At 43.1% G+C, this 19768-nt stretch carries 16 protein-coding genes and 1 pseudogene; all 17 read right to left on the bottom strand.

Features of this window, described 5'->3' with window-relative positions:
• Positions 1-116 precede the first annotated feature (116 nt).
• Positions 117-1826: an AIPR family protein gene (locus HT724_RS00255; RefSeq protein WP_173276550.1), complete on the bottom strand. Its 1710-nt coding sequence runs from the start codon at positions 1824-1826 to the stop codon at positions 117-119.
• A gap of 26 nt (positions 1827-1852) precedes the next feature.
• Positions 1853-2926: a 5-(carboxyamino)imidazole ribonucleotide synthase gene (gene purK / locus HT724_RS00250; protein ID WP_173276551.1), complete on the bottom strand. Its 1074-nt coding sequence runs from the start codon at positions 2924-2926 to the stop codon at positions 1853-1855.
• Complete coding sequence (gene purE, locus HT724_RS00245) at positions 2913-3401, bottom strand: 5-(carboxyamino)imidazole ribonucleotide mutase (protein WP_173276552.1); 489 nt, start codon at positions 3399-3401, stop codon at positions 2913-2915. Before purE ends, purK begins: the two co-directional genes overlap by 14 nt.
• 29 nt (positions 3402-3430) lie before the next feature.
• Positions 3431-3547, bottom strand: coding sequence for a phosphoribosylaminoimidazole carboxylase (locus HT724_RS10445; RefSeq protein ID WP_080551644.1), 117 nt, complete (start codon positions 3545-3547; stop codon positions 3431-3433).
• A 264-nt stretch (positions 3548-3811) separates the two neighbouring features.
• Positions 3812-5077, bottom strand: coding sequence for a phosphoribosylamine--glycine ligase (gene purD / locus HT724_RS00240; RefSeq protein ID WP_173276553.1), 1266 nt, complete (start codon positions 5075-5077; stop codon positions 3812-3814).
• Positions 5078-5198: 121 nt separating this feature from the next.
• Entirely contained in the window at positions 5199-6746 is a 1548-nt protein-coding gene (gene purH / locus HT724_RS00235; protein ID WP_173276554.1) for a bifunctional phosphoribosylaminoimidazolecarboxamide formyltransferase/IMP cyclohydrolase, read from the bottom strand.
• A 24-nt stretch (positions 6747-6770) separates the two neighbouring features.
• Positions 6771-7286: a VanZ family protein gene (locus HT724_RS00230; RefSeq protein WP_173276555.1), complete on the bottom strand. Its 516-nt coding sequence runs from the start codon at positions 7284-7286 to the stop codon at positions 6771-6773.
• Between the two features lie 68 nt (positions 7287-7354).
• Positions 7355-7511: pseudogene (locus HT724_RS00225) on the bottom strand (bifunctional phosphoribosylaminoimidazolecarboxamide formyltransferase/IMP cyclohydrolase); the annotation flags it as partial.
• 1 nt (position 7512) lies between these two features.
• Positions 7513-7977: a GNAT family N-acetyltransferase gene (locus HT724_RS00220; RefSeq protein ID WP_061759850.1), complete on the bottom strand. Its 465-nt coding sequence runs from the start codon at positions 7975-7977 to the stop codon at positions 7513-7515.
• 44 nt (positions 7978-8021) lie between these two features.
• Positions 8022-8573, bottom strand: a complete 552-nt coding sequence (purN, locus tag HT724_RS00215) for a phosphoribosylglycinamide formyltransferase (protein ID WP_173276556.1) — start codon at positions 8571-8573, stop codon at positions 8022-8024.
• Positions 8570-9592 carry a phosphoribosylformylglycinamidine cyclo-ligase gene (gene purM, locus HT724_RS00210; RefSeq protein ID WP_125393686.1) on the bottom strand — a complete coding sequence of 341 codons (1023 nt, stop codon included), beginning with the start codon at positions 9590-9592 and terminating at the stop codon, positions 8570-8572. Before purM ends, purN begins: the two co-directional genes overlap by 4 nt.
• Before the next feature lie 214 nt (positions 9593-9806).
• The gene (gene purF / locus HT724_RS00205) at positions 9807-11249 is read right to left on the bottom strand and encodes an amidophosphoribosyltransferase (RefSeq protein WP_049501033.1); all 1443 of its coding nucleotides are present in this window, start codon (positions 11247-11249) and stop codon (positions 9807-9809) included.
• A 93-nt stretch (positions 11250-11342) separates the two neighbouring features.
• Positions 11343-15068, bottom strand: coding sequence for a phosphoribosylformylglycinamidine synthase (locus tag HT724_RS00200; protein ID WP_173276557.1), 3726 nt, complete (start codon positions 15066-15068; stop codon positions 11343-11345).
• 54 nt (positions 15069-15122) lie between these two features.
• A complete protein-coding gene (locus HT724_RS10440; RefSeq protein WP_173276577.1) occupies positions 15123-15266 on the bottom strand; it encodes a phosphoribosylaminoimidazolesuccinocarboxamide synthase in 144 nt (47 codons plus the stop codon).
• Between the two features lies 1 nt (position 15267).
• The gene (gene purC / locus HT724_RS00190) at positions 15268-15975 is read right to left on the bottom strand and encodes a phosphoribosylaminoimidazolesuccinocarboxamide synthase (RefSeq protein WP_173276558.1); all 708 of its coding nucleotides are present in this window, start codon (positions 15973-15975) and stop codon (positions 15268-15270) included.
• Positions 15976-16144: 169 nt separating this feature from the next.
• Positions 16145-17494: a competence pheromone export protein ComB gene (gene comB / locus HT724_RS00185; protein ID WP_173276559.1), complete on the bottom strand. Its 1350-nt coding sequence runs from the start codon at positions 17492-17494 to the stop codon at positions 16145-16147.
• A gap of 12 nt (positions 17495-17506) precedes the next feature.
• Positions 17507-19660: a peptide cleavage/export ABC transporter ComA gene (gene comA / locus HT724_RS00180; protein ID WP_173276560.1), complete on the bottom strand. Its 2154-nt coding sequence runs from the start codon at positions 19658-19660 to the stop codon at positions 17507-17509.
• Positions 19661-19768: the final 108 nt, after the last annotated feature.

Genomic DNA, 19768 nt, shown 5'->3' with positions numbered 1-19768 from the left:
AGTCCATAGTCCGTATTCAGTTTAGGAAATACGGTACCCTTGTTCCTTTCTTTTTTCTGTCTAAACTGGGTATATAAGATCAATTGCTTGGATACTAATAACTTTTCTTATTTCCCTTAAAGCAAGTAAATACACTCTGCTAATTCCTTTGTTCTCTTTGTATTTTTAAATAGATTTGCTGGATATGCATCTGGGTATAATTTTTCTTTTGCAATTATTAATTTCTTAATTAATTGATTATACTCTTTTTCTAAATCTGGTAACTCCTTCATTTTAATATAGGTATCTTCAAAGTTTAGATTTTTATTTTTCTTTAACTCTTGAAAAATAAGATGAAGTATAAATCTATTGCCATGAATTGAAATTAATTTACTTGACTGATTTTGTGGATCTTGTTGATATGCAAATTCTACCTGTTGTAATTTTCTATATACCTCTACACAATTCCACAATTTATAAGCAGATGTACCAGAATTAAAAATATGCTTATATGGTGGTTTATTAATATTGTCAAAGATACTACCATATGCTCGTTTTAGTTGCGTTGAAATAGCAAGATCATCTAAATAGCATCCTAAAGCTACAGTAGCACTATCTAAATCACATCCTTCTGAAGGATCCGGGAGCTCTACTCCTTGTCTGTAAACATATTTTTTACCATCTATAGATAGATCTTTCATCAATCTTTTTTGTTCGCTATCTTGTGCTGCAAAATCTTTATTCTCTATTCTATTTTGAGTATTAGACAGTTTAGTAATTGTTTGTCCTAAGTTATCAACATCATCTCCTAAAATAATAATTTGTACTTGCACTATAACATTAGTTAAATCAATATCTTCCGCTTTATATGCTTCGTATAATGATCCTGTTGTTTGAGCACCATTTATTATACTTGCTCCAACTAATTTTAATGTAGTATAATCATTTGTTGATGCACCCTTCAATAATTTTTCCCCTCTCTCTGAAATAATTTTAATACCATTATTATAAAGGTAAAAATTCTGAGGTTCCTCTCTCAATACTTGGAGTATACCTTTATTAACATCTGTATTTTGCTTGAAATTTCTAATATTATTTTCAAAGATTTTATCTCCATACTGCTCTCGCCAATTTACAATATCAACAGCAGACATCCAGCCATAATATACCCTATAGTTATCATTAGACAGTGTGGGTGATCCCCAGTTATGTAATGTTACATTCTCTAAATCAATATTTGGGGCCACTCCCTGATTAGCCATATGAGAGTAAACATCATTAAGCTGTATCAATCTGAATGTTACTAATTCATCACTACCATCAGAATTCGTATCTTTTAGAAAATCATCAATCACCTCTTGACTATTATTCGAAAGCTTCTGATTTGAAGAGATCGAAACTACAATTTCTAGACGGTAATCAAAATCGGAGAGAGCTTCTTCTATCTCTGTTGCCTTCGCATATATCAAATCATTAAAATTTGAAAAATCAAGATTCAATATCCTTTTTACACCTTTAATAAATTTTAAAGTATCACCTTCCGAAATAGAACCACTCGCTTCATTACTAAATTTTGTTTGTATAAAATACAGAATTTTTTTATTCTTATCATTAAAAATAGCATCTATACCATTATCACCAAAACCATCAGTAACTGATCCAACTGCATCCTCAACGTTTTCTGAACCAATTAAAAATGTTGAATATGCAGCATATGCTCTGCTATGCCACATTTTTTCATAATCATCTGATCCTGGAAGAACCTTAACATTCTCCATATTTATACTATTCTTGAACATTTTTTTCAACTTACTTTTTATACGGTTTATCTGAATATTTGTTGCCATTGTTTCTTATCTCCAATAAATATTTTCTAAAACTCATCCACACTATCCGGCACATCACTAATCAAAGTCACATGTCCCATCTTGCGGTTGTGCTTCGCTTCTATTTTACCATACATGTGGAGGTGGACGCTTGGATTTTCTGCGACATACTTTTCAGCGGCCTCGACATGCTGGCCGAGGACATTAAGCATAACGGCTGGAGCATGTAATTTGATAGTTGGCAACTGTGCTCCCAGAACACCCAAAATGTGGGTATCAAACTGGGAGAAGTCGCAAGCTTCGATTGAGTAGTGCCCTGAGTTGTGTGGACGTGGAGCAATCTCATTGACAATAATATCATCAGCTGTCGCAAACATTTCCACACAGAGCGTTCCAGATAGCTTAAGTTGTTCAGCAATTCGCACTGCCATTGCTTTGGCTTTATCAGACAGACTTTCTGAAATGCGAGCTGGGACAATGGTTTTCGAAAGAATGTTGTTACGGTGGATATTTTCCTGAACGGGAAAAACCGTCACATCCTTGCCATTTCCAGAAACGATAACAGAGATTTCAAGGTCAAAGTTGACAAATTCTTCCAAAACACAGTCCGATGAGTCAGCTAACGCATAGGCTTCTGCCAAGTCTGCTTCTGAGCGAATGACCTTTTGTCCATGGCCATCATAGCCACCAGTCGCAGTCTTGAGGACATAGTTTTTCGATAGGTCCATATTTGCCAAATCTTGGCTTGAGGTCACAACCTTGTAAGGTGCTACAGTGACTTGAGCCTTGTTTGAGAGAAAGTCCTTTTCAAAAATGCGATTTTGAGAAATACGGAGCAGGTCTGTCCCTTGAGGGAGTTGTCCATCCTTGATGACAGCATCCAAACCGTCGGCATCGACATTTTCAAACTCATAGGTGAGGACATCGCAACGCTCAGCCAACTGACGCAGAGCATCCACGTCATTATAAGGCGCCACAATGATTTCCGCTACGCGAGAGGCTGGGCAATCAGCCGCAGGATCCAGCGCGATAACCTTGTGCCCCATGTAGATAGCAGAAATAGCCATCATCTGACCCAGCTGGCCGCCACCTATAATTCCGATTGTTTTAGATGAGCTCATTTGTAGACTCCTCTGCGATTTTTCCTTGCTCTTCTGCGAAATCTGCTAAAGCTGTCGCGATAGCCTGATCCTCTACTGAAAGGAGACGGAGGGCAAAGAGAGCCGCATTTGTCGCACCAGCTTCACCGATAGCCATGGTCGCAACAGGCACCCCACCCGGCATCTGAACGATAGAGTAGAGTGAGTCCACGCCACTAAGCTCATGTGATTTGACAGGCACACCAATGACTGGAAGGGTTGTTTTAGCTGCGACCATGCCTGGCAAATGGGCTGCACCTCCAGCACCTGCGATGATAACCTTGACACCGCGACTACGTGCTTCCTCCGCATGTTGGAACATGAGGTCTGGTGTACGGTGGGCAGAGACAACCTTCTTTTCGTAGGCTACACTGAAGCGGTCTAGGACTTCTGCTGTTTTTTGCATGGTTGCCCAGTCAGATTTTGAGCCCATGATAATGGAAATTACGGGTTTCATTTCTTCTCCTTTTTCCTCTTTTTCAACAATCACCTTAGGTTGTGAGGGACGGCAGCAGCCATCAAAAGTGTCTCATGCCTAAATCGGAAGCCCAAGGTCTTCCAATTTCCCTGAACGATTGGATTGTCATTCAATCGTTCTTTCACAACAGCGGTGATTGTTCTATATTAGCTCGCTAACGCTCGCAAACCACACGACCATTAACGTATTTTGTGAATTTTTATTTTTCTTTTTAATAATCGTCTAATGTAGTGCGGACGTAAGCGACCGCCTATGGCGTTCCATTACTAAAACTGGAGCCTAGGTCTCCAGTTTTCCGCTCCTAGTAGCAAAGCTACTAGGAGTTCCACTACTGCGACGATTATTCTATTTTGGTTCGCTTTCGCTCACCATGACAAATTTAGTACCTGTTAATCTTTTACCGCCTTGCTTCCGATATCTGTTCGGTAGAAGAGACCTTCTGTGTTTTGTGTGTTGAGTTCGCTGTAGATGGTGTCTTGGGCTTCTTTGACGGTGTCTGCTGTGGTAACGAGCATATAAACTCGTCCGCCGTTTGAGAGCAGCGCTCTGCTATTTTCCGCAAACTTAGCCCCAGCATAGTAGGTGATAATGTCGCCATCGGTTTTGGCTGGCAACTTGACACCTTTTTCATAGTCTAGCGGATAACCGTTGGATGCGACAACCACACCCAGAGTCACACCCTTGTCCAGCCATGTGATCTTCGGCTCCTTGCCATCTAAAATGTCAGTAATATTTTGTGCAAAGTCAGATGTCAAACGAGGCAAGATAATCTGAGTTTCGGGATCTCCAAAACGAGCATTGAACTCGATGACTTTCGGACCGTCAGCTGTCAAGATAAGACCTGCGTAAAGAACTCCCAGATAAGGACGACCTTCTTTAATCATCCCTTCAAGGACTGGCTTGACAATAGTCTCCACTGCCGTATCAACTACATTCTGTGTCAAGTGTGGAACTGGTGCATAGGCACCCATGCCACCTGTGTTAGGGCCCTTGTCGCCATCATAGGCACGTTTGTGGTCCTGAGCTGTTGGCATAATGTAGAACTTGTCCCCATTGACAAAGGCAAAGAGGGAGAACTCCTCCCCATCAAGGAATTCCTCAATAACTACACGCGCACCTGAGTCACCAAATTTATTGTCCAAGAGCATCTCATGAGCTGCTTCGACCGCTTGCTCAACCGTCTCTGCAACAACAACACCCTTCCCAAGCGCCAAGCCATCCGCCTTGACCACGATAGGAGCCCCCTGCTTTTCGATATAGGCCTTGGCTTCCTCAAAATCCGAGAATGTGCCATAGACTGCTGTCGGAACGCCATATTTGACCATGATTTCCTTAGCAAAATCCTTGGACCACTCCAGCTCAGCTGCCAATCTTGTCGGACCAAAGGCTTTGAGACCAGCTGCATGGAAATCATCCACGATACCAGCCGCAAGGGCGTCATCTGGCCCGATAAATGACCAAGCAATATCGTTGGCTTTTACAAACTCAATCAATTCAGAATGTTCGGAAATAGAGATATTTACCAATTCCAAACTATCAAGAGTCATCCCATCATTCCCAGGAGCTACAAATACTTTTTCAACGTCTTTTGACTCAAGCAACTTCTTAGCAATCGCATGTTCACGACCACCCGAACCGACAACTAACAGCTTCATCTTACAACCTCTTTTGCGAATTATTTACTAATATTATATCACAAACGTTCGTTTTAATCTTGTTTCATTCCGCATTTTTACGCAAAAAAGGAAAGAAACTGTTTTCTTCCCTTTAACGTTCTTAATGTCTAAAATGTCTCACTCCTGTGAAGACCATAGTCAAGCCGTATTTGTCAGCAGCTTCGATGGATTCCTGATCACGGACGGACCCACCTGGCTGGATGATAGCCTTAATACCTGCTTTGGCGATTTCTTCCACATTATCCGCAAATGGGAAGAAGGCATCAGAAGCAAGCACAGCGCCGTCAAGACGGTCTTTAGCTTGGTCAATGGCAATACGGACTGAAGCCACACGGTTAGTTTGACCTGGACCAACACCAAGTGTCATGTGGTCGTTGGTCACGATAATTCCGTTTGATTTGACGTATTTAATAGCTTTCCAAGCAAACTCAAGAGCTGTCGCTTCTGTCTCAGTTGGCTGGCGTTTGGTCACCACTTGCCAGTCAGCTGGGCTTTCCTTGACCACATCTTGGTTTTGCACCAGAAGTCCACCAACTACACCTGTGTATTCTGCTTCCACTTCGCTAGCCTCTTGAGCATCAAATGGCAAGGCAAGGATACGCAGGTTTTTCTTTTTGTTGGTCAAAATGGCTAGCGCTTCATCCGTATAGCTTGGTGCAATGATGATTTCAAGGAATACACCATGCATCTTCTCAGCTGTCGCAGCATCCACCTCACGGTTAAGCACAACGATACCACCAAAGATAGACACTGGGTCAGACTTATAAGCGTAGTCCCAAGCTGTTTCGATATTATCAGCTTGACCAATCCCACATGGGTTCATGTGTTTGAGAGCCACAACGGTTGGACGGTCTTTAAAATCACGGATGATACGGATAGCAGCATCAGCATCACGGATGTTATTGAATGATAATTCTTTCCCGTTGAGCTGTTTGGCTGAAGCAATCGAGTAGTCAGTCGGCAAAGCTTTTTGGTAGAAGTCCGCGTCTTGTTGAGGGTTCTCACCGTAACGCATGGCTTGTTTGAGATCATAGGTCAAGGTCAGTTTTTCTGGTTTGCTTTCTCCGACTTGAGCTGTGAAATACTCTGCAATCAAGGCATCATAAGCCGCTGTGTGACGGAAAACCTTGGCTGCCAAACGTTGTCGAGTTTCGTAAGTTGTTTCACCATTGGCTGACAACTCGTCCAAAACCACTGCATAGTCAGCAGGATCTACCACAACTGTTACGCTGGCATGATTTTTCGCTGCTGAGCGAAGCATAGACGGACCCCCAATATCGATATTCTCCACAGCATCCGCGTACGTCACATCTGGTTTGAGGATGGTTTCCTTAAATGGGTAAAGATTGACCACAACTAGGTCGATAAGCTCAATTTGGTTCTCCTTGGCTGCTTCCAAGTGACTATCCAAATCACGACGAGCGAGTAATCCACCGTGGATATTTGGGTGAAGGGTCTTGACACGACCGTCCATCATTTCTGGAAAACCAGTCACATCATCGATAGCAATGGTGTCCACCCCAGCAGTATCAAGGGCAACCTTGGTCCCACCTGTCGAGATAATCTCCCAACCAAGTTTTTTAAGTTCCTGGGCAAATTCAACAATGCCCGCTTTGTCTGATACGCTGATTAAGGCGCGTTTAGTCATTATATTCTCCTTTTTAATCATTAGTTAAACACCAATTAAATGCAGTAACAGTAACAGTAAAACAAGATAAGCAAAACCAAGGCTAAGCATACCTAAGATATTGACCCATTTTCTAATCTGTGATTTGAACACTCTTATAAAAATTTGATAAATCAGTAAGCCTACACAAACACCTAGCGTATTTAAAGTCAAATCCGTGATATCTGTTATACCTATTGCTAAAATATACTGTAAGCACTCAAACAATAGACCAATCAAGAAACCTGTCCCGACTATTCTTAAACTAGATAAATTAGTTTTTATCAGAGGGAAACAAACACCTAATGGAATAAAGGAAATCAGATTAAATAACATTTCAGCAAAAACAATTTTTCCATCTACTATTAGTGGTTCTGAAAATGGAATCCAATTGATGTACCTTGGAGCTAAGAAAAATGCTATAAATTCAGGATTGGTCTCAAACTTAAATAAGATTCCCCAAGTTAATAACATCAGATAGACATAAAATACATATCGAGTTGTTTTTTTAGATTCTAACATTACAAATACCTCCGTTTGAAGCCGTCTTCAACAATCACTGACTCCAATTTTGAATCAAAGATATCTTATGAATCATCAATGGCACTGGTGCTCACCCCAGCATTATCAAGGGCAACCTTGGTTCCACCTGTTGAGATGATGTCCCAACCGAGTTTTTTTAAGTTCTTGGGCAAATTCAACAATACCCTCTTTGTTTGAGATACTGATTAAAGCTTTTTTCGTCATTCTATTCCTCTTTCTTTAGGTCCAAGCGCATAGCGACTTCATTATTTTCTTCTATAAATCCTGTTTCCTGAAAACCCAAACTAGTCAACAGGTGCTTCATTTTTTCATTTCCAACCACATAATCTGCGATAATATGATTGCAATCGCTATCCATCTGTGCCTTTTTGATCAGAACTTCCACGGCTTTTCGTCCATAACCTCTTCCTTGGTACTGCTGGCCAATCATTATCCGCCAGATAAAGTATTCCGCTTCATCCTTATCTATTTCCAACAGGAGAAAACCAACTACAAGCTCATTCCAATAAATTGCCATTGGAAACACATCCCCATTCTCTCGGTAGAGCCATGCGTCAGCTAAAGAGCGTACATTTGGAGACACGAAACGTGCTCGTTCATCAGCTTCAGATATTTTCAAATCCAGCACTGCCTGAAAACTGCTCTCATCTACTAATTTTATCTCAATCATTTTTTCTCCTAGCAAGATTGCACAATCAAAATTTGATTTACTTCTTATCTTCTCCCTACTCCCAAACATTCCAACACTTCTGGATAGAGCTGATATTCCGCTTCATGAATCCGAGCTTCAAAACTGTCAATCGTATCATCAGCCAGCCGTGGCACACGCACTTGTTTGATGACCTTTCCTGTATCCACACCCGAATCCACCCAGTGAATGGTCACACCAGACTGATTCACGTCAGCATTCCAAGCATCTTCAATCCCATGAGCTCCTGGAAATTCTGGCAAGTAGGCTGGATGAATGTTGATAATCCTGCCTTCATAAGCTGCCAGTAAAGTAGGCCCAACAATTTTCATGTAGCCTGCTAGACAAACCAAGTCAATCTGGTGTTCTTCCAAAAGCTCGACAAGGGCTGCTTCGTAGTCTGCCTTGCTCTCAAACTCCTTGAGTTCAAAAGCATAGGACAAAACGCCGAGCTTGTCTGCACGCTCGAGCACATAGGCGTCACGATGGTCTGAAAAAACAAACTCCACTGGAAATTGTTCCGCTATCACCTGAAAATTTGAGCCATTACCAGAGGCAAAAACCGCTATTTTTTTCATTTGATGATGACACTTTCGTTTTCTTTCTTGACGATACGGCCAATTTCATAGACTGGTTCATCCAGCAATTCCTTGACACGACTTACATTTTCAGGGCTAACTGCTAGCATAAGCCCCACACCCATATTGAAGATTTCAAACATTTCTTCGTGTTTGATCTGACCGTATTTCTCAAGAGCTTTGAAAATTGGAAGCACGGGAACCTTGTCTTCTTCAATCTCAGCAGCCAAGTCAGCTGCAAACATACGAGGGACATTTTCGATAAAGCCACCACCAGTGATGTGGGCAATGCCGTTGACCAACTCTTCCTTGATGAGTGGCAAAACAGCCTTGACATAGATACGAGTCGGCTCAAGAAGAACTTCCTTGAGTTTCTTGCCTTCCAATTCTGGCAGGACTTCCTCACCTGTGTAATCCGCAAAGACACGACGGACGAGAGAGTAACCATTGGAATGAATCCCACTTGAAGCAAGTCCGAGAAGAACATCTCCTTCTGCCACCTTTGAACCGTCAATGATTTGAGATTTTTCAGCCACACCGACCGCAAAACCAGCCAAATCATAGTCGTCTTCGCCGTACATACCAGGCATTTCAGCTGTTTCCCCACCGATGAGGGCAGCGCCTGCCTGCACACAACCTTCTGCCACACCAGCAACTACTTGTTCTAGTTTAGCTGGTTCATTCTTCCCTGTCGCTACGTAGTCAAGGAAATAGAGGGGCTCCGCACCCGCAGCGATGATATCATTGACACACATGGCCACACAGTCCTGACCGATGGTATCGTGCTTGTCGTACTTGATAGCCAACATGAGCTTGGTTCCGACACCGTCAGTTCCTGAAATCAAGACAGGCTCTTTAACCCCAGTCTTTGAAAGGTCAAACATACCACCAAAGCCACCAAGAGCTCCCATGACACCTGCACGCTCCGTACGAGCCACGTGCTTTTTAATTCGTTCAACAACTTCATAACCCGCTTCAACATCCACACCAGATTGAGCGTACGCATTTTTATTTGCCATTTTATTTTTCCTTTTCTTTTTTTGGGAAAGATTGCGACGTATTTTTAGATAAACAATTATTTTATCTAAAAATACTAGTCAGGTCTCTAGCTTTGGTCCCATAGGAGAAAGCGTCTACTGACAAATGCTTTAGCTTTTAGTCAGTAGTGAGACGTGGGGCATAAGCATTTTTTGTCATTTTTATATTCCTTTTCTTTAATGGAGGATCTATTGTCTATTTGTAAAAACTGGTCTTTTCTTCCAAACTTCGACGATAGTCTTCTTCGTAGTCGTAGAGAGGTGTTGGGTAGTCACCGTCAAAGTAAGCGACACAGAGACCGCCATTTGGCGCATCTGTTTCGATCCCAATCGACTCAATCAAACCTTCAACAGAAAGGTAAGTCAGACTATCTGCACCAATGATTTGGCGCGTTTCTTCAACCGTATGATTGGCCGCAATCAGCTCCTGACGGGTCTGGATATCAATCCCGTAGAAACATGGATAAGCTAGCGCTGGACTACCAATGGCAACGTGAACCTCAGTTGCACCCGCTTCTTTCAAGAGCTGAACGATACGACGAGAGGTTGTTCCACGTACAATAGAGTCATCAATCATAACCACACGCTTGCCTTTTACAACACCAGAAACAGCAGATAGTTTCATCCGCACCCCTTGCTCCCGCAATTCTTGAGTCGGTTGGATAAAGGTCCGTTGCGTGTATTGGTTCTTGATAAGTCCCATTTCATTTGGCAGACCAGATTCTTCCGCAAATCCCATAGCCGCACTGAGGGAAGAATTGGGCACACCGACCACGATATCCGCCTCATGCTTGAATTCACGCGCCAATTGAGCACCCATACGTTTACGTGCCGTATGAACATTGACACCATGAATGTTAGAATCAGGGCGAGCAAAATAGATATACTCCATAGAACAGATTGCTAACTGAGTATCATCTGTATAGCTATCATACTGGATGCCCTTGTCATCAATGATCACAATCTCACCTGGCTTCAAATCACGAATCCATTCAGCACCAATAACCTCAAAAGCACAGGTTTCAGAGGAAACCACCACCGCTCCGTTGGCCATTTTCCCGATAGAAAGTGGACGGAAACCATTGGGGTCAAGAGCCGCAATCAACTTGTCCTCAAACAGCAAGATATAGGCAAAACCACCTTTGACAAGGCTGAGCGCTTCCTTGATTTTGCCCATCAGGCTAGGATTATGACTGCGACGAATGAGGTGAGCCAAGATTTCAGAGTCCGAAGTCGCGCTGAAAATTGCTCCTCTTTGTTCCAATTCTTTCTTGAGAGAGGCAGCATTGGTCAAGTTTCCATTATGAGCCAAACCAAACTGCATATCGTGAAAACGGAAGAGGAAAGGCTGGATATTATCTACAGAAGCTTCGCCAGCAGTCGCGTAACGCACATGCCCAATCGCACCAGTTCCCGTCAATTTATCCAAATTAGCAGGATTTCTGAAGACTTCTGATAAAAGTCCCATGTCACGATGGCGCTTCAATTGTCCCTGATCGTTGGAGAGGATTCCTGCCCCCTCCTGACCACGGTGCTGAAGACTGTGGAGACCAAAATAGGTCAATTTAGCAGCATCTGGATGTCCCCAGATACCGAAAACACCACATTCTTCATTAAGAGATTTTACTTCGTATGTCATTTTATATACCTAATTTTTATTTGTGTAGCACCAAGAGCTAAATCTACATGACTTTTACATTACTGATACTATCTATTAGAAAATCTGTAAGTCTTATTTTCCAGTAAAGTACTTAACCGCCGACGCAAACAGGTGCTGGTCTTTATTTCCTGGAATATTTTGGAAAAGACCGTCTTCATAACGTTCTGAGTGGCCCATCTTACCGATGATTTGGCCATTCTTGCTGGTAATTCCTTCGATGGCATGGACAGAACCATTTGGATTGTACTTAGAATCCATACTTGGTTTGCCGTCAAAGTCAACATATTGGCTGAAAATTTGTCCATTGTCACGAAGCTCTGCAAATTCCTCAGCCGTCACGACAAACTTTCCTTCACCGTGTGAAACAGGAATGGCATGAATCTCACCAACTTCCACTCCAGCAAGCCATGGTGAGTTAGTATTGGCAATACGGGTTTCCACCATCTTGGCCACGTGTTGGTTGGCATCATTGTAGAAGAGGGTTGGACTAGTACTGCTAGCATCTTCAAAGTTTCCGTATGGAAGAAGACCTGATTTGACCAAGGCCTGGAATCCATTACAGATACCGATAATCAAGCCACCACGGGCGATAAAGCTATCAATAGCTGCACGCACTTTTTCATTGAGCAGGATATTGACAATAAACTTAGCTGAACCATCTGGCTCGTCCGCAGCTGAGAAACCACCTGCAAAGAAGAGGATGTTAGCCTTGCCGATGTTGTCAACCATAGTTTCAACTGACTTGACAATGGCTTCTTCATGCAAGGTCACAAATGGTACCAAGTTAACCTCTGCACCTTCTTTTTCGAAGGCCTTGGCTGAGTCATATTCCGAGTTGGTGCCTGGGAAGACTGGGATGTAAACCACAGGTTTTTCAACCTTTTCTTTTGCTTTAATCACAACATCTGATACCACAGCTGGTACTTCATCTAGTTCTTTGGCTTGGGCAAACTCTGTTGGGTAAACTTTTTCCAGTTTTCCTTGGAAGGCACTGTCAAGCTTGTGTCCATCTAGCTTCACACCGTTGACAAGGAGTGTAAAGTCTGCACTTGTTTGACCGATTTTCTCTACTCCAGCAATTTCTTCAGGAGATGTGAAGACAAATCCGCCCAATTGTGCTGTCAAAGAACTTTCAAGTTCAGGCAAGATTACCTCTGCACCGATATGATTTCCAAAAGTAGCAAGTGCCAAACTTTCAACCACACCGCCGTATTTGACAGCTGAAGCAGCTGTTACTTTGTGAGCCTTTTGAAGGGATTCAAACTGAGCAAAGTTAGACTTAATCAAGTCAAAATCAATCTCTGCAGCAAGAGCTTGACCTGGGATGTAGTAGATGTTTTCCCCAGCAACTTTAAATTCTGGAGAGAGCACCTTACGGCTATCTGCTGTCGTTACCCCAAAGGCAACCAAGGTTGGTGGCACCGTCAACTCTTCAAAGGTACCAGACATAGAGTCCTTCCCACCGATAGATGGCAAGCCAAGCTGAATCTGAGCTTCGATAGAACCTAGAAGAGCAGCTACTGGCTGACCGAAACGCTCAGCTTGTTTGTCCATGCGCTCGAAGTACTCTTGGTAAGAGAAGCGAGCCTTAGACCAATTGGCACCTGTCGCTACTAGACGAGCCGTAGCTTCGATAACCGCATAAGCAGCACCGTGGTATGGAGACCATTCTGCCAAATAAGGGTTAAATCCTTGAGCCATGACTGAGGCAGTATGAGTCACACCATGTTGTACAGGCAATTTCTGCACAGAAGCCTCAGTCGGTGTGAGTTGGTAGCGACCACCAAGCGGATGGTTGACTGTAGAACGACCGACCGAACAGTCAAAGATGGTCTGCAAGCCTTTTTGACTCACATGGTTGAGATCAGACAAGACTTCAAGAGTATCCGCTTCAAGGGTTTCAGCAGATGTTTGACGTTCTTCTGGAAGCTTGACATCCTTGTCAACGACCTTAGCATCTACCACAACACGTACACCATTAGTATCAAGGAAACAACGTTCCAAGTCGACAATGGTTTCACCATTCCAGTGCATGACAAGATTTGGTTTTTCAGTCACTGTCGCCACAACAACAGCGTCAATATTTTCTTTGTTACATTCAGTAACGAAGGCATCCACATCTTCAGGACGAACCACAACCGCCATCCGTTCTTGTGATTCAGAGATGGCAATTTCTGTACCATTCAAGCCTTGGTATTTAAGAGGAACCTTGTTGAGGTCGATTTCAAGACCGTCTGCCAATTCACCGATAGCCACACAGACACCACCAGCACCAAAGTCATTAGACTTCTTGATAAGACGTGTTACTTGGCCATTACGGAAAAGGCGTTGAATCTTGCGTTCTTCGATGGCATTCCCTTTTTGAACCTCAGCACCAGCAGTCTCAACTGACTCAACTGTTTGAACCTTAGAAGAACCTGTCGCACCACCGACACCATCACGTCCAGTCTTACCTCCAAGGAGAATAATCACATCTCCCGCTTCCGGTTTTTCACGAACGACATTGCCCTTAGGAGCCGCTCCGACAACGGCACCAAGTTCCATACGTTTAGCTACAAAGCCTGGGTGGAAGTATTCACGAACGTAGGTCGTCGCAAGCCCAATTTGGTTACCGTATGAAGAATAACCATGAGCCGCTGTCTTAGAAATGACCTGTTGTGGTAATTTCCCAGCGCGAGTTTCTGAAATCGGTGCTGTAATATCACCAGCACCTGAGATCCGCATGGCTTGGTAAACATATGAGCGACCTGACAATGGGTCACGAATGGCTCCACCGATACAGGTAGCAGCCCCACCAAATGGCTCAATTTCCGTTGGGTGGTTGTGAGTTTCATTCTTGAACATTAGGAGCCATGGTTCTTTCACACCATCAACGTCCACTTCGATTTCTACTGAGCAAGCATTGATTTCATCTGACACTTCCATGTCGTCCAAACGTCCATTGGCACGCTCATAACGACCGAAAATAGTTGCCATATCCATCAAGGTTTGCGGTTTTTCCGTACGTCCCAACTCATCACGCATAGCGATATATTTGTCATAGGTTGACTGCAATTGCTTTTGGAATTTAGAAGCTGAGAAATCAATCTGTTTCAACTCTGTCTCAAAAGTCGTGTGACGGCAGTGGTCAGACCAGTAAGTATCCAAAACCTTGAGTTCTGTTTCCGTCGGCACGCGCCCGATTGACTTAAAGTAGTCTTGGATAAAGAGCAAATCATCCACTTCCATGGCCATCCCTTGCTCGGCCTTGTAGCGAGCAAAGTCTTCTGCCCTATAGCTTTCAAAGAAAGTCAATTTAGGAATGGTCTTGTCTGACTCAGAAAATTCCTGCTTGGCAATCCCTGTCGTGATGTCCTTGAAACGAGAATCAACTGGGTTGAGCAAGTAGTTCTTGACCGCTTCCAACTCAGTCGCATCAATATCCTTATTGACCAAATACAATTGTGCTGTATTGACCGTTACATCACTCGAACTTCCCAGCAAAAGCAAGGCTTCTTGCGAAGAAGCTGCACGCTGGTCAAACTGCCCTGGCAGGCTTTCAATGGCAAAGAAAGCATAGTTAGCAAGATCCGCCTGCACAGATACTTCATCTAAAACATGGTCGGTCACCTGCTCAGAGAAGATGTGCTTCTCTGCAGGTGCAAACAAGTCCTCCGCCAAATCAAAGACATCATAGACTTGCACAATACGAATACTTTTCAAGCTTGAAAGTCCCAAGTTATGCTGGAGTTCTCTCACCAAACTCTCTGACTTGACCTGAAAATCAGCCTTTTTTTCAACAAAAATACGTTTATCCATCAATTCTTATTCCTTTATTTCAGCTCTTACAATGTTCCAACGACCTTGAAGTTGTTATTTCAATTCTTGCAACTTTTCCCAAACAATCTCGTAAACGTCTGTTAGTTCTCCTAATCCCCTACGGAGTGAAAAGGTCTGGGGAACCTTTTCAGCCTGAGTCCTTTTAGTTGAGAGACAAAGGTTTTCCGTTGCTAACAGATTATTTCAACCCCTGCAACTTTTCCCAGACAATCTCGTAAACGTCTGTTAGTTCTCCCAATCCTCTACGGAAAACATCCTTATCCATGTGATTGCCATCCGCATCCCACAAACGGCAGTTATCTGGTGAAAATTCGTCTGCTAAGATAATCTTGCCATCCTTATCAAAACCGAACTCTAACTTAAAGTCAATCAACTTGAGGCCAATCGCAGCAAACCAAGCTTTCAAGAGTTCATTGATACGACGGGTTTCTTCCTTCAAGTAGGCAATCTGCTGCTCATCCGCAATCTGTAGGAATTTCACATGCTCGTCATTGATAAAGGGGTCATCCAAATCATCATTTTTGTAGTAAAATTCAACAATCGGAGTCTCAAATGCGATTCCTTCGTCTACGCCAAAACGTTTTGAAAAGGAACCAGCCGTGTAGTTGCGGAGCACGACTTCCAAAGGAATGATTTCCACCTTTTTATTGAGTTGTTCCGTGTCTGAAAGTTTCTCCACAAAGTGAGTCGCCACACCAGACGCATTTAATTTTTCAAAAATAAAAGATGAAATCTGATTATTCAACACTCCCTTACCTGCAATCTGCTCCTTCTTAACACCATTGAAAGCAGTCGCCTGGTCCTTGTAAGTTGAAATAATAAGATTTTCATCCTCTGTTGTATAGATATCTTTAGCTTTTCCCGAATAGATCAATTGTTTTGACATTTTAAAGTTCGCCTTTCGTATTACTTGAGCACATTCTACCATAAAAAACCTAAAATTACAAGAATTTAACCGAATAAATAACGTAGTGGCCTCGAAAATCATAAAGAAAAAACTGCAAGAAGAATCTTTCTTACAGTTTTAAAATCATTTAACTCTAAAAATACGAACATTACTCTTTGTTCAAAAATTGATCTAAATAATAACGTAGGTAACTTTTCTTGCCCGTAATCATCTGCAGACGACCTTCCACCCCGTAACGAAGTTTTTCAGCCTGCTCCGAAGTTAGATTAGTCTCTGCCTCGATTTTAAAGAAATTCCCTTTTTCAGTCTTAGTAGCTGTCGCATCAATACTTGTAATAGTAGAATCTAGGAAAAGTTGATTCTTGGCATCATGAGTCGTCGTATAGCGAACAGAATCACCGACCTTGATCCTTGCTACATCTTTTGAACTAAGATAAGCTGTTACTTTGGCTTTCCCTTCTTTTTCCAAGGACGGATAGAGTTGGGCTAGTAGAGCCCCTTCTGCTACCATGGCAGAATCACTGGTCTCAGGATTAAGATGAAGCACCCCATCCTCACTCGCCGTAATTTTCCCCTTGTCTAAAAGATTTCCCTGAACCTTCTTACCTGACTCTGCCTCCAAGATTTTCTGGGCTAGAAGAGTCAATTCCTGACCAACCTTAGCCAAGTGTTGGGATTTGAGAGACTCCAATTGACTACTTAAACCTGACGCATAGGCTTGCTGGGTACCTGAACCTGCATACTGGACACGGTAAGTAGCAAGACTAGATTCTAACTGAGAAAGCTGCGCTTCAACCTGTGCCACTGCCTGGGATTTAGCTTGCGGATTTTCCTCGCCCTGAGACTTGTAGGACTGGTAGAGAGAGTAGGCTAGATTCTGACTGGCCAAGGAAGCACCTGTTTCAATAGCTGACTTAGCTGTCTGGTAATCGCGAATTTTAGCCTCTGTTTGGCTGATGAGATTGCCGATTTCGGCTTGGGTTTGGCTAGTTGCTGCATTCTGGGACGCGATGGTCTCATTTTGTTGCGATATACTAGCCCTAAGACTGCCTGCTTGGCTGAGGTAGTCGCGAAAGGTGGCTTGGTAGCCAAACTTATCCTCCTCTGGAAAGTGGTTCTCCCCTTCTTGCAGACTTTTTTGCAAATACTCCAATTGCTTTTTTTGATCCTTAAGCATGTCCAACTGACTAGCATAGGCCTCTGCTTGGATACCCTCTGCCCCTTCCTGATATTGAACCAACAGCTCTCCCTTTTTAACCAGCTTATTTTCTTCCAAATGATTGACAAGAATACGATTATTGCTAGTTGACTGGATATTTGCAAGGATTCGACTAGGCTCGACAGTAGCTCTAGTTGATAAACTCATCTCCTTCTCTGCAAATGTTGCAAAGCCAAGTAAAAACACGATCAGAAGGGACATGGGGACAATCACCCGACTGGAAAAATTATGGTAACGACGATTATAAAACTCCGCACTTTCTAAAAATTCTGGTTTCATCCTCTCCTCTTTCTAGCTATTCACCAAATGGGCGTAAAAGCCACCCTGTGCAAGCAAATCAGCATGCTTTCCTTCTTCAACAATCTTGCCCTGATCCAAAACAACCACCTTCTCTGTCCGCTCAGCAATGGTCAAGCGGTGGGCGATGAAAATCAAGGTCTTGTCTAAAGCCATAAGATTATCGACAATCCGCTTCTCAGTCAAAATATCCAAACTGCTGGTCGCTTCATCCAAAATCAAGACCGGTGCATCTGTCAAGAGAGCACGCGCCAGAGCGATTCTCTGCCGTTGACCACCTGAAATCCCTGCCCCATCCGAAGTCAACTCTGTCTGGTAATTCAGTGGCATGCGCTCAATATCCTCCCGAATCTCTGCCAATTCGACCGCCCGTAAGATATCCTCCTGAGTCGTCCCCTCCTTGGCTCCAAGGAGAAGATTGTCCAAAATCGTTCCGTTAAAGACATAGGGCTGTTGAGGCAGATAGTTGATATACTGGCGCAGGGCCTTTTTATCAATCTGATTGAGATTGACACCACCCAGACTAATCTCTCCCTGACTTGGGTCGTAAAAATTAACCATCATCTTGGCCAAGGTCGTCTTACCTGACCCTGAAATCCCCACAAAAGCCACTTTAGAACCCTGGGGAATGGTCAAATTGATATCCGATAAGACATCTCGACCATAGCCATACTTGTAGGAAACCTGCTTGAAGTCCATATCTCCCTTCATCAAGCTCAGATTCTCAACTGTTTTCTTCTCCTCAAACTCCGAAGCTACCAGATACACCTCATTTAGACGGTTATTGGCAACCTGCGCTGTCTGAAGCTTAGTTTGCAGATTGATGATATTTTCCAAAGGATTGGTAAAATAAACAAGTAAGGTATTATAGGTAATCAACTGCCCCAAACTCATCTTGCCATCCATGACCAGAACAGCCCCCATCCAGAGAATGCCGACATTGAGCAAGAGATGGGCAACCTTTTTCAGAGCCTTTTGCTGACTCTCTGCCCGACTATAGGTAAAGGATTTTTTCAGATAATCCACAAATTCCTTGTCAATTTTTTGGTAACGCTGACTTTCACTGGTCAAGGACTTGATAGTCTCAATACCGTTGATGTCCTCAATGATAGAAGAAGACAGAACTGCATTGGCTTCCATGGTATCCCGATTCATCTTTTCAAACGGCTTCATAAAGGCAAAGATAATCACTGTATAGATAGGAAGTGCCAATAAAGTCATGAAAAAGAGATTGGTATTTTGTGAAAATAAAACAAGAGAAATAATGACAACCGTTGACACATCTAGGAAAATCGAAAGGATGGTCGAAGCTAGCGCATCAATGATACTGTTAGCATCTGTAAAACGAGACACGATTTCCCCTGTCCTGCGTGTCGCAAAGAAGGACATAGGCAGGTGAAAAACATGCTTGATATAGGACAAAATCACATCAATCGATAAGCGTTGCCCCAAAACAAGTAAGAGATACTCCTGAGCATAAGACAAGACCTGCTGAAGGATGTAGACAATGACCAGCCCAATAGAAATAATCCCCAGCGTCGAACGCATCTGATCTGGCACATAGGTATCAATGATAGACTGCAGATAATAAGAACCCACAATGTTAATCAAGGTTACCAAGAGTGTTGCCAAAACGATATTAGCAATCAAGCCACGCTGCTTCACTAATATAGGGATAAAAGAGAGCAGACCATTCTTTTGATCCTTATGAGGCTTGTAGTCTGGACTAGGTGCCATAAAAAGAGTCACTCCTGTCCATTCTTCCGCAAAACGCTCACGTGGCAGTTTGGTCAATTTCACCCCAGGATCTGGATCGGCAATATGAATGCTATCCCTATCCTGCCCAGTCACCACATAGTAGTGGAGTAATTTTCCTTCCTTAAGCACATGAGCAACAAAAGGAAAGGTCAAATCTGGCAAGTCAAAGAGCGTCATATCCGCCTTAATTGCTCGCGTCTCAAAACCAATCTCCTCTGCCACCTTGACCAAGCCCAAGGCCGTCGTCCCATCCATGGTCGTCTTGGCCAATTCTCGCAAGTGAGCCAAAGAATAATAACTACCATAATAGCCAAAAACCATGGCTAATGAAGCTACACCGCAGTCCATCTGATCCACCTGCGGACGATAGTGACGTTTCCCAAATTTCATATTCATCTCCTTTTTCTAAACTCATCTGATAACAACTATCTTACCCCAATCCCCAAACAAAAACTGGACTTCCTTCCCAAATGTGCCTATCTCCCTCCCAAATGCACT

The sequence above is a fragment of the Streptococcus sp. k-402 genome (genome assembly GCF_013277515.1).
In the GTDB taxonomy this organism is placed as follows: domain Bacteria; phylum Bacillota; class Bacilli; order Lactobacillales; family Streptococcaceae; genus Streptococcus.
This window is presented reverse-complemented; position numbering and strand designations above follow the sequence as displayed.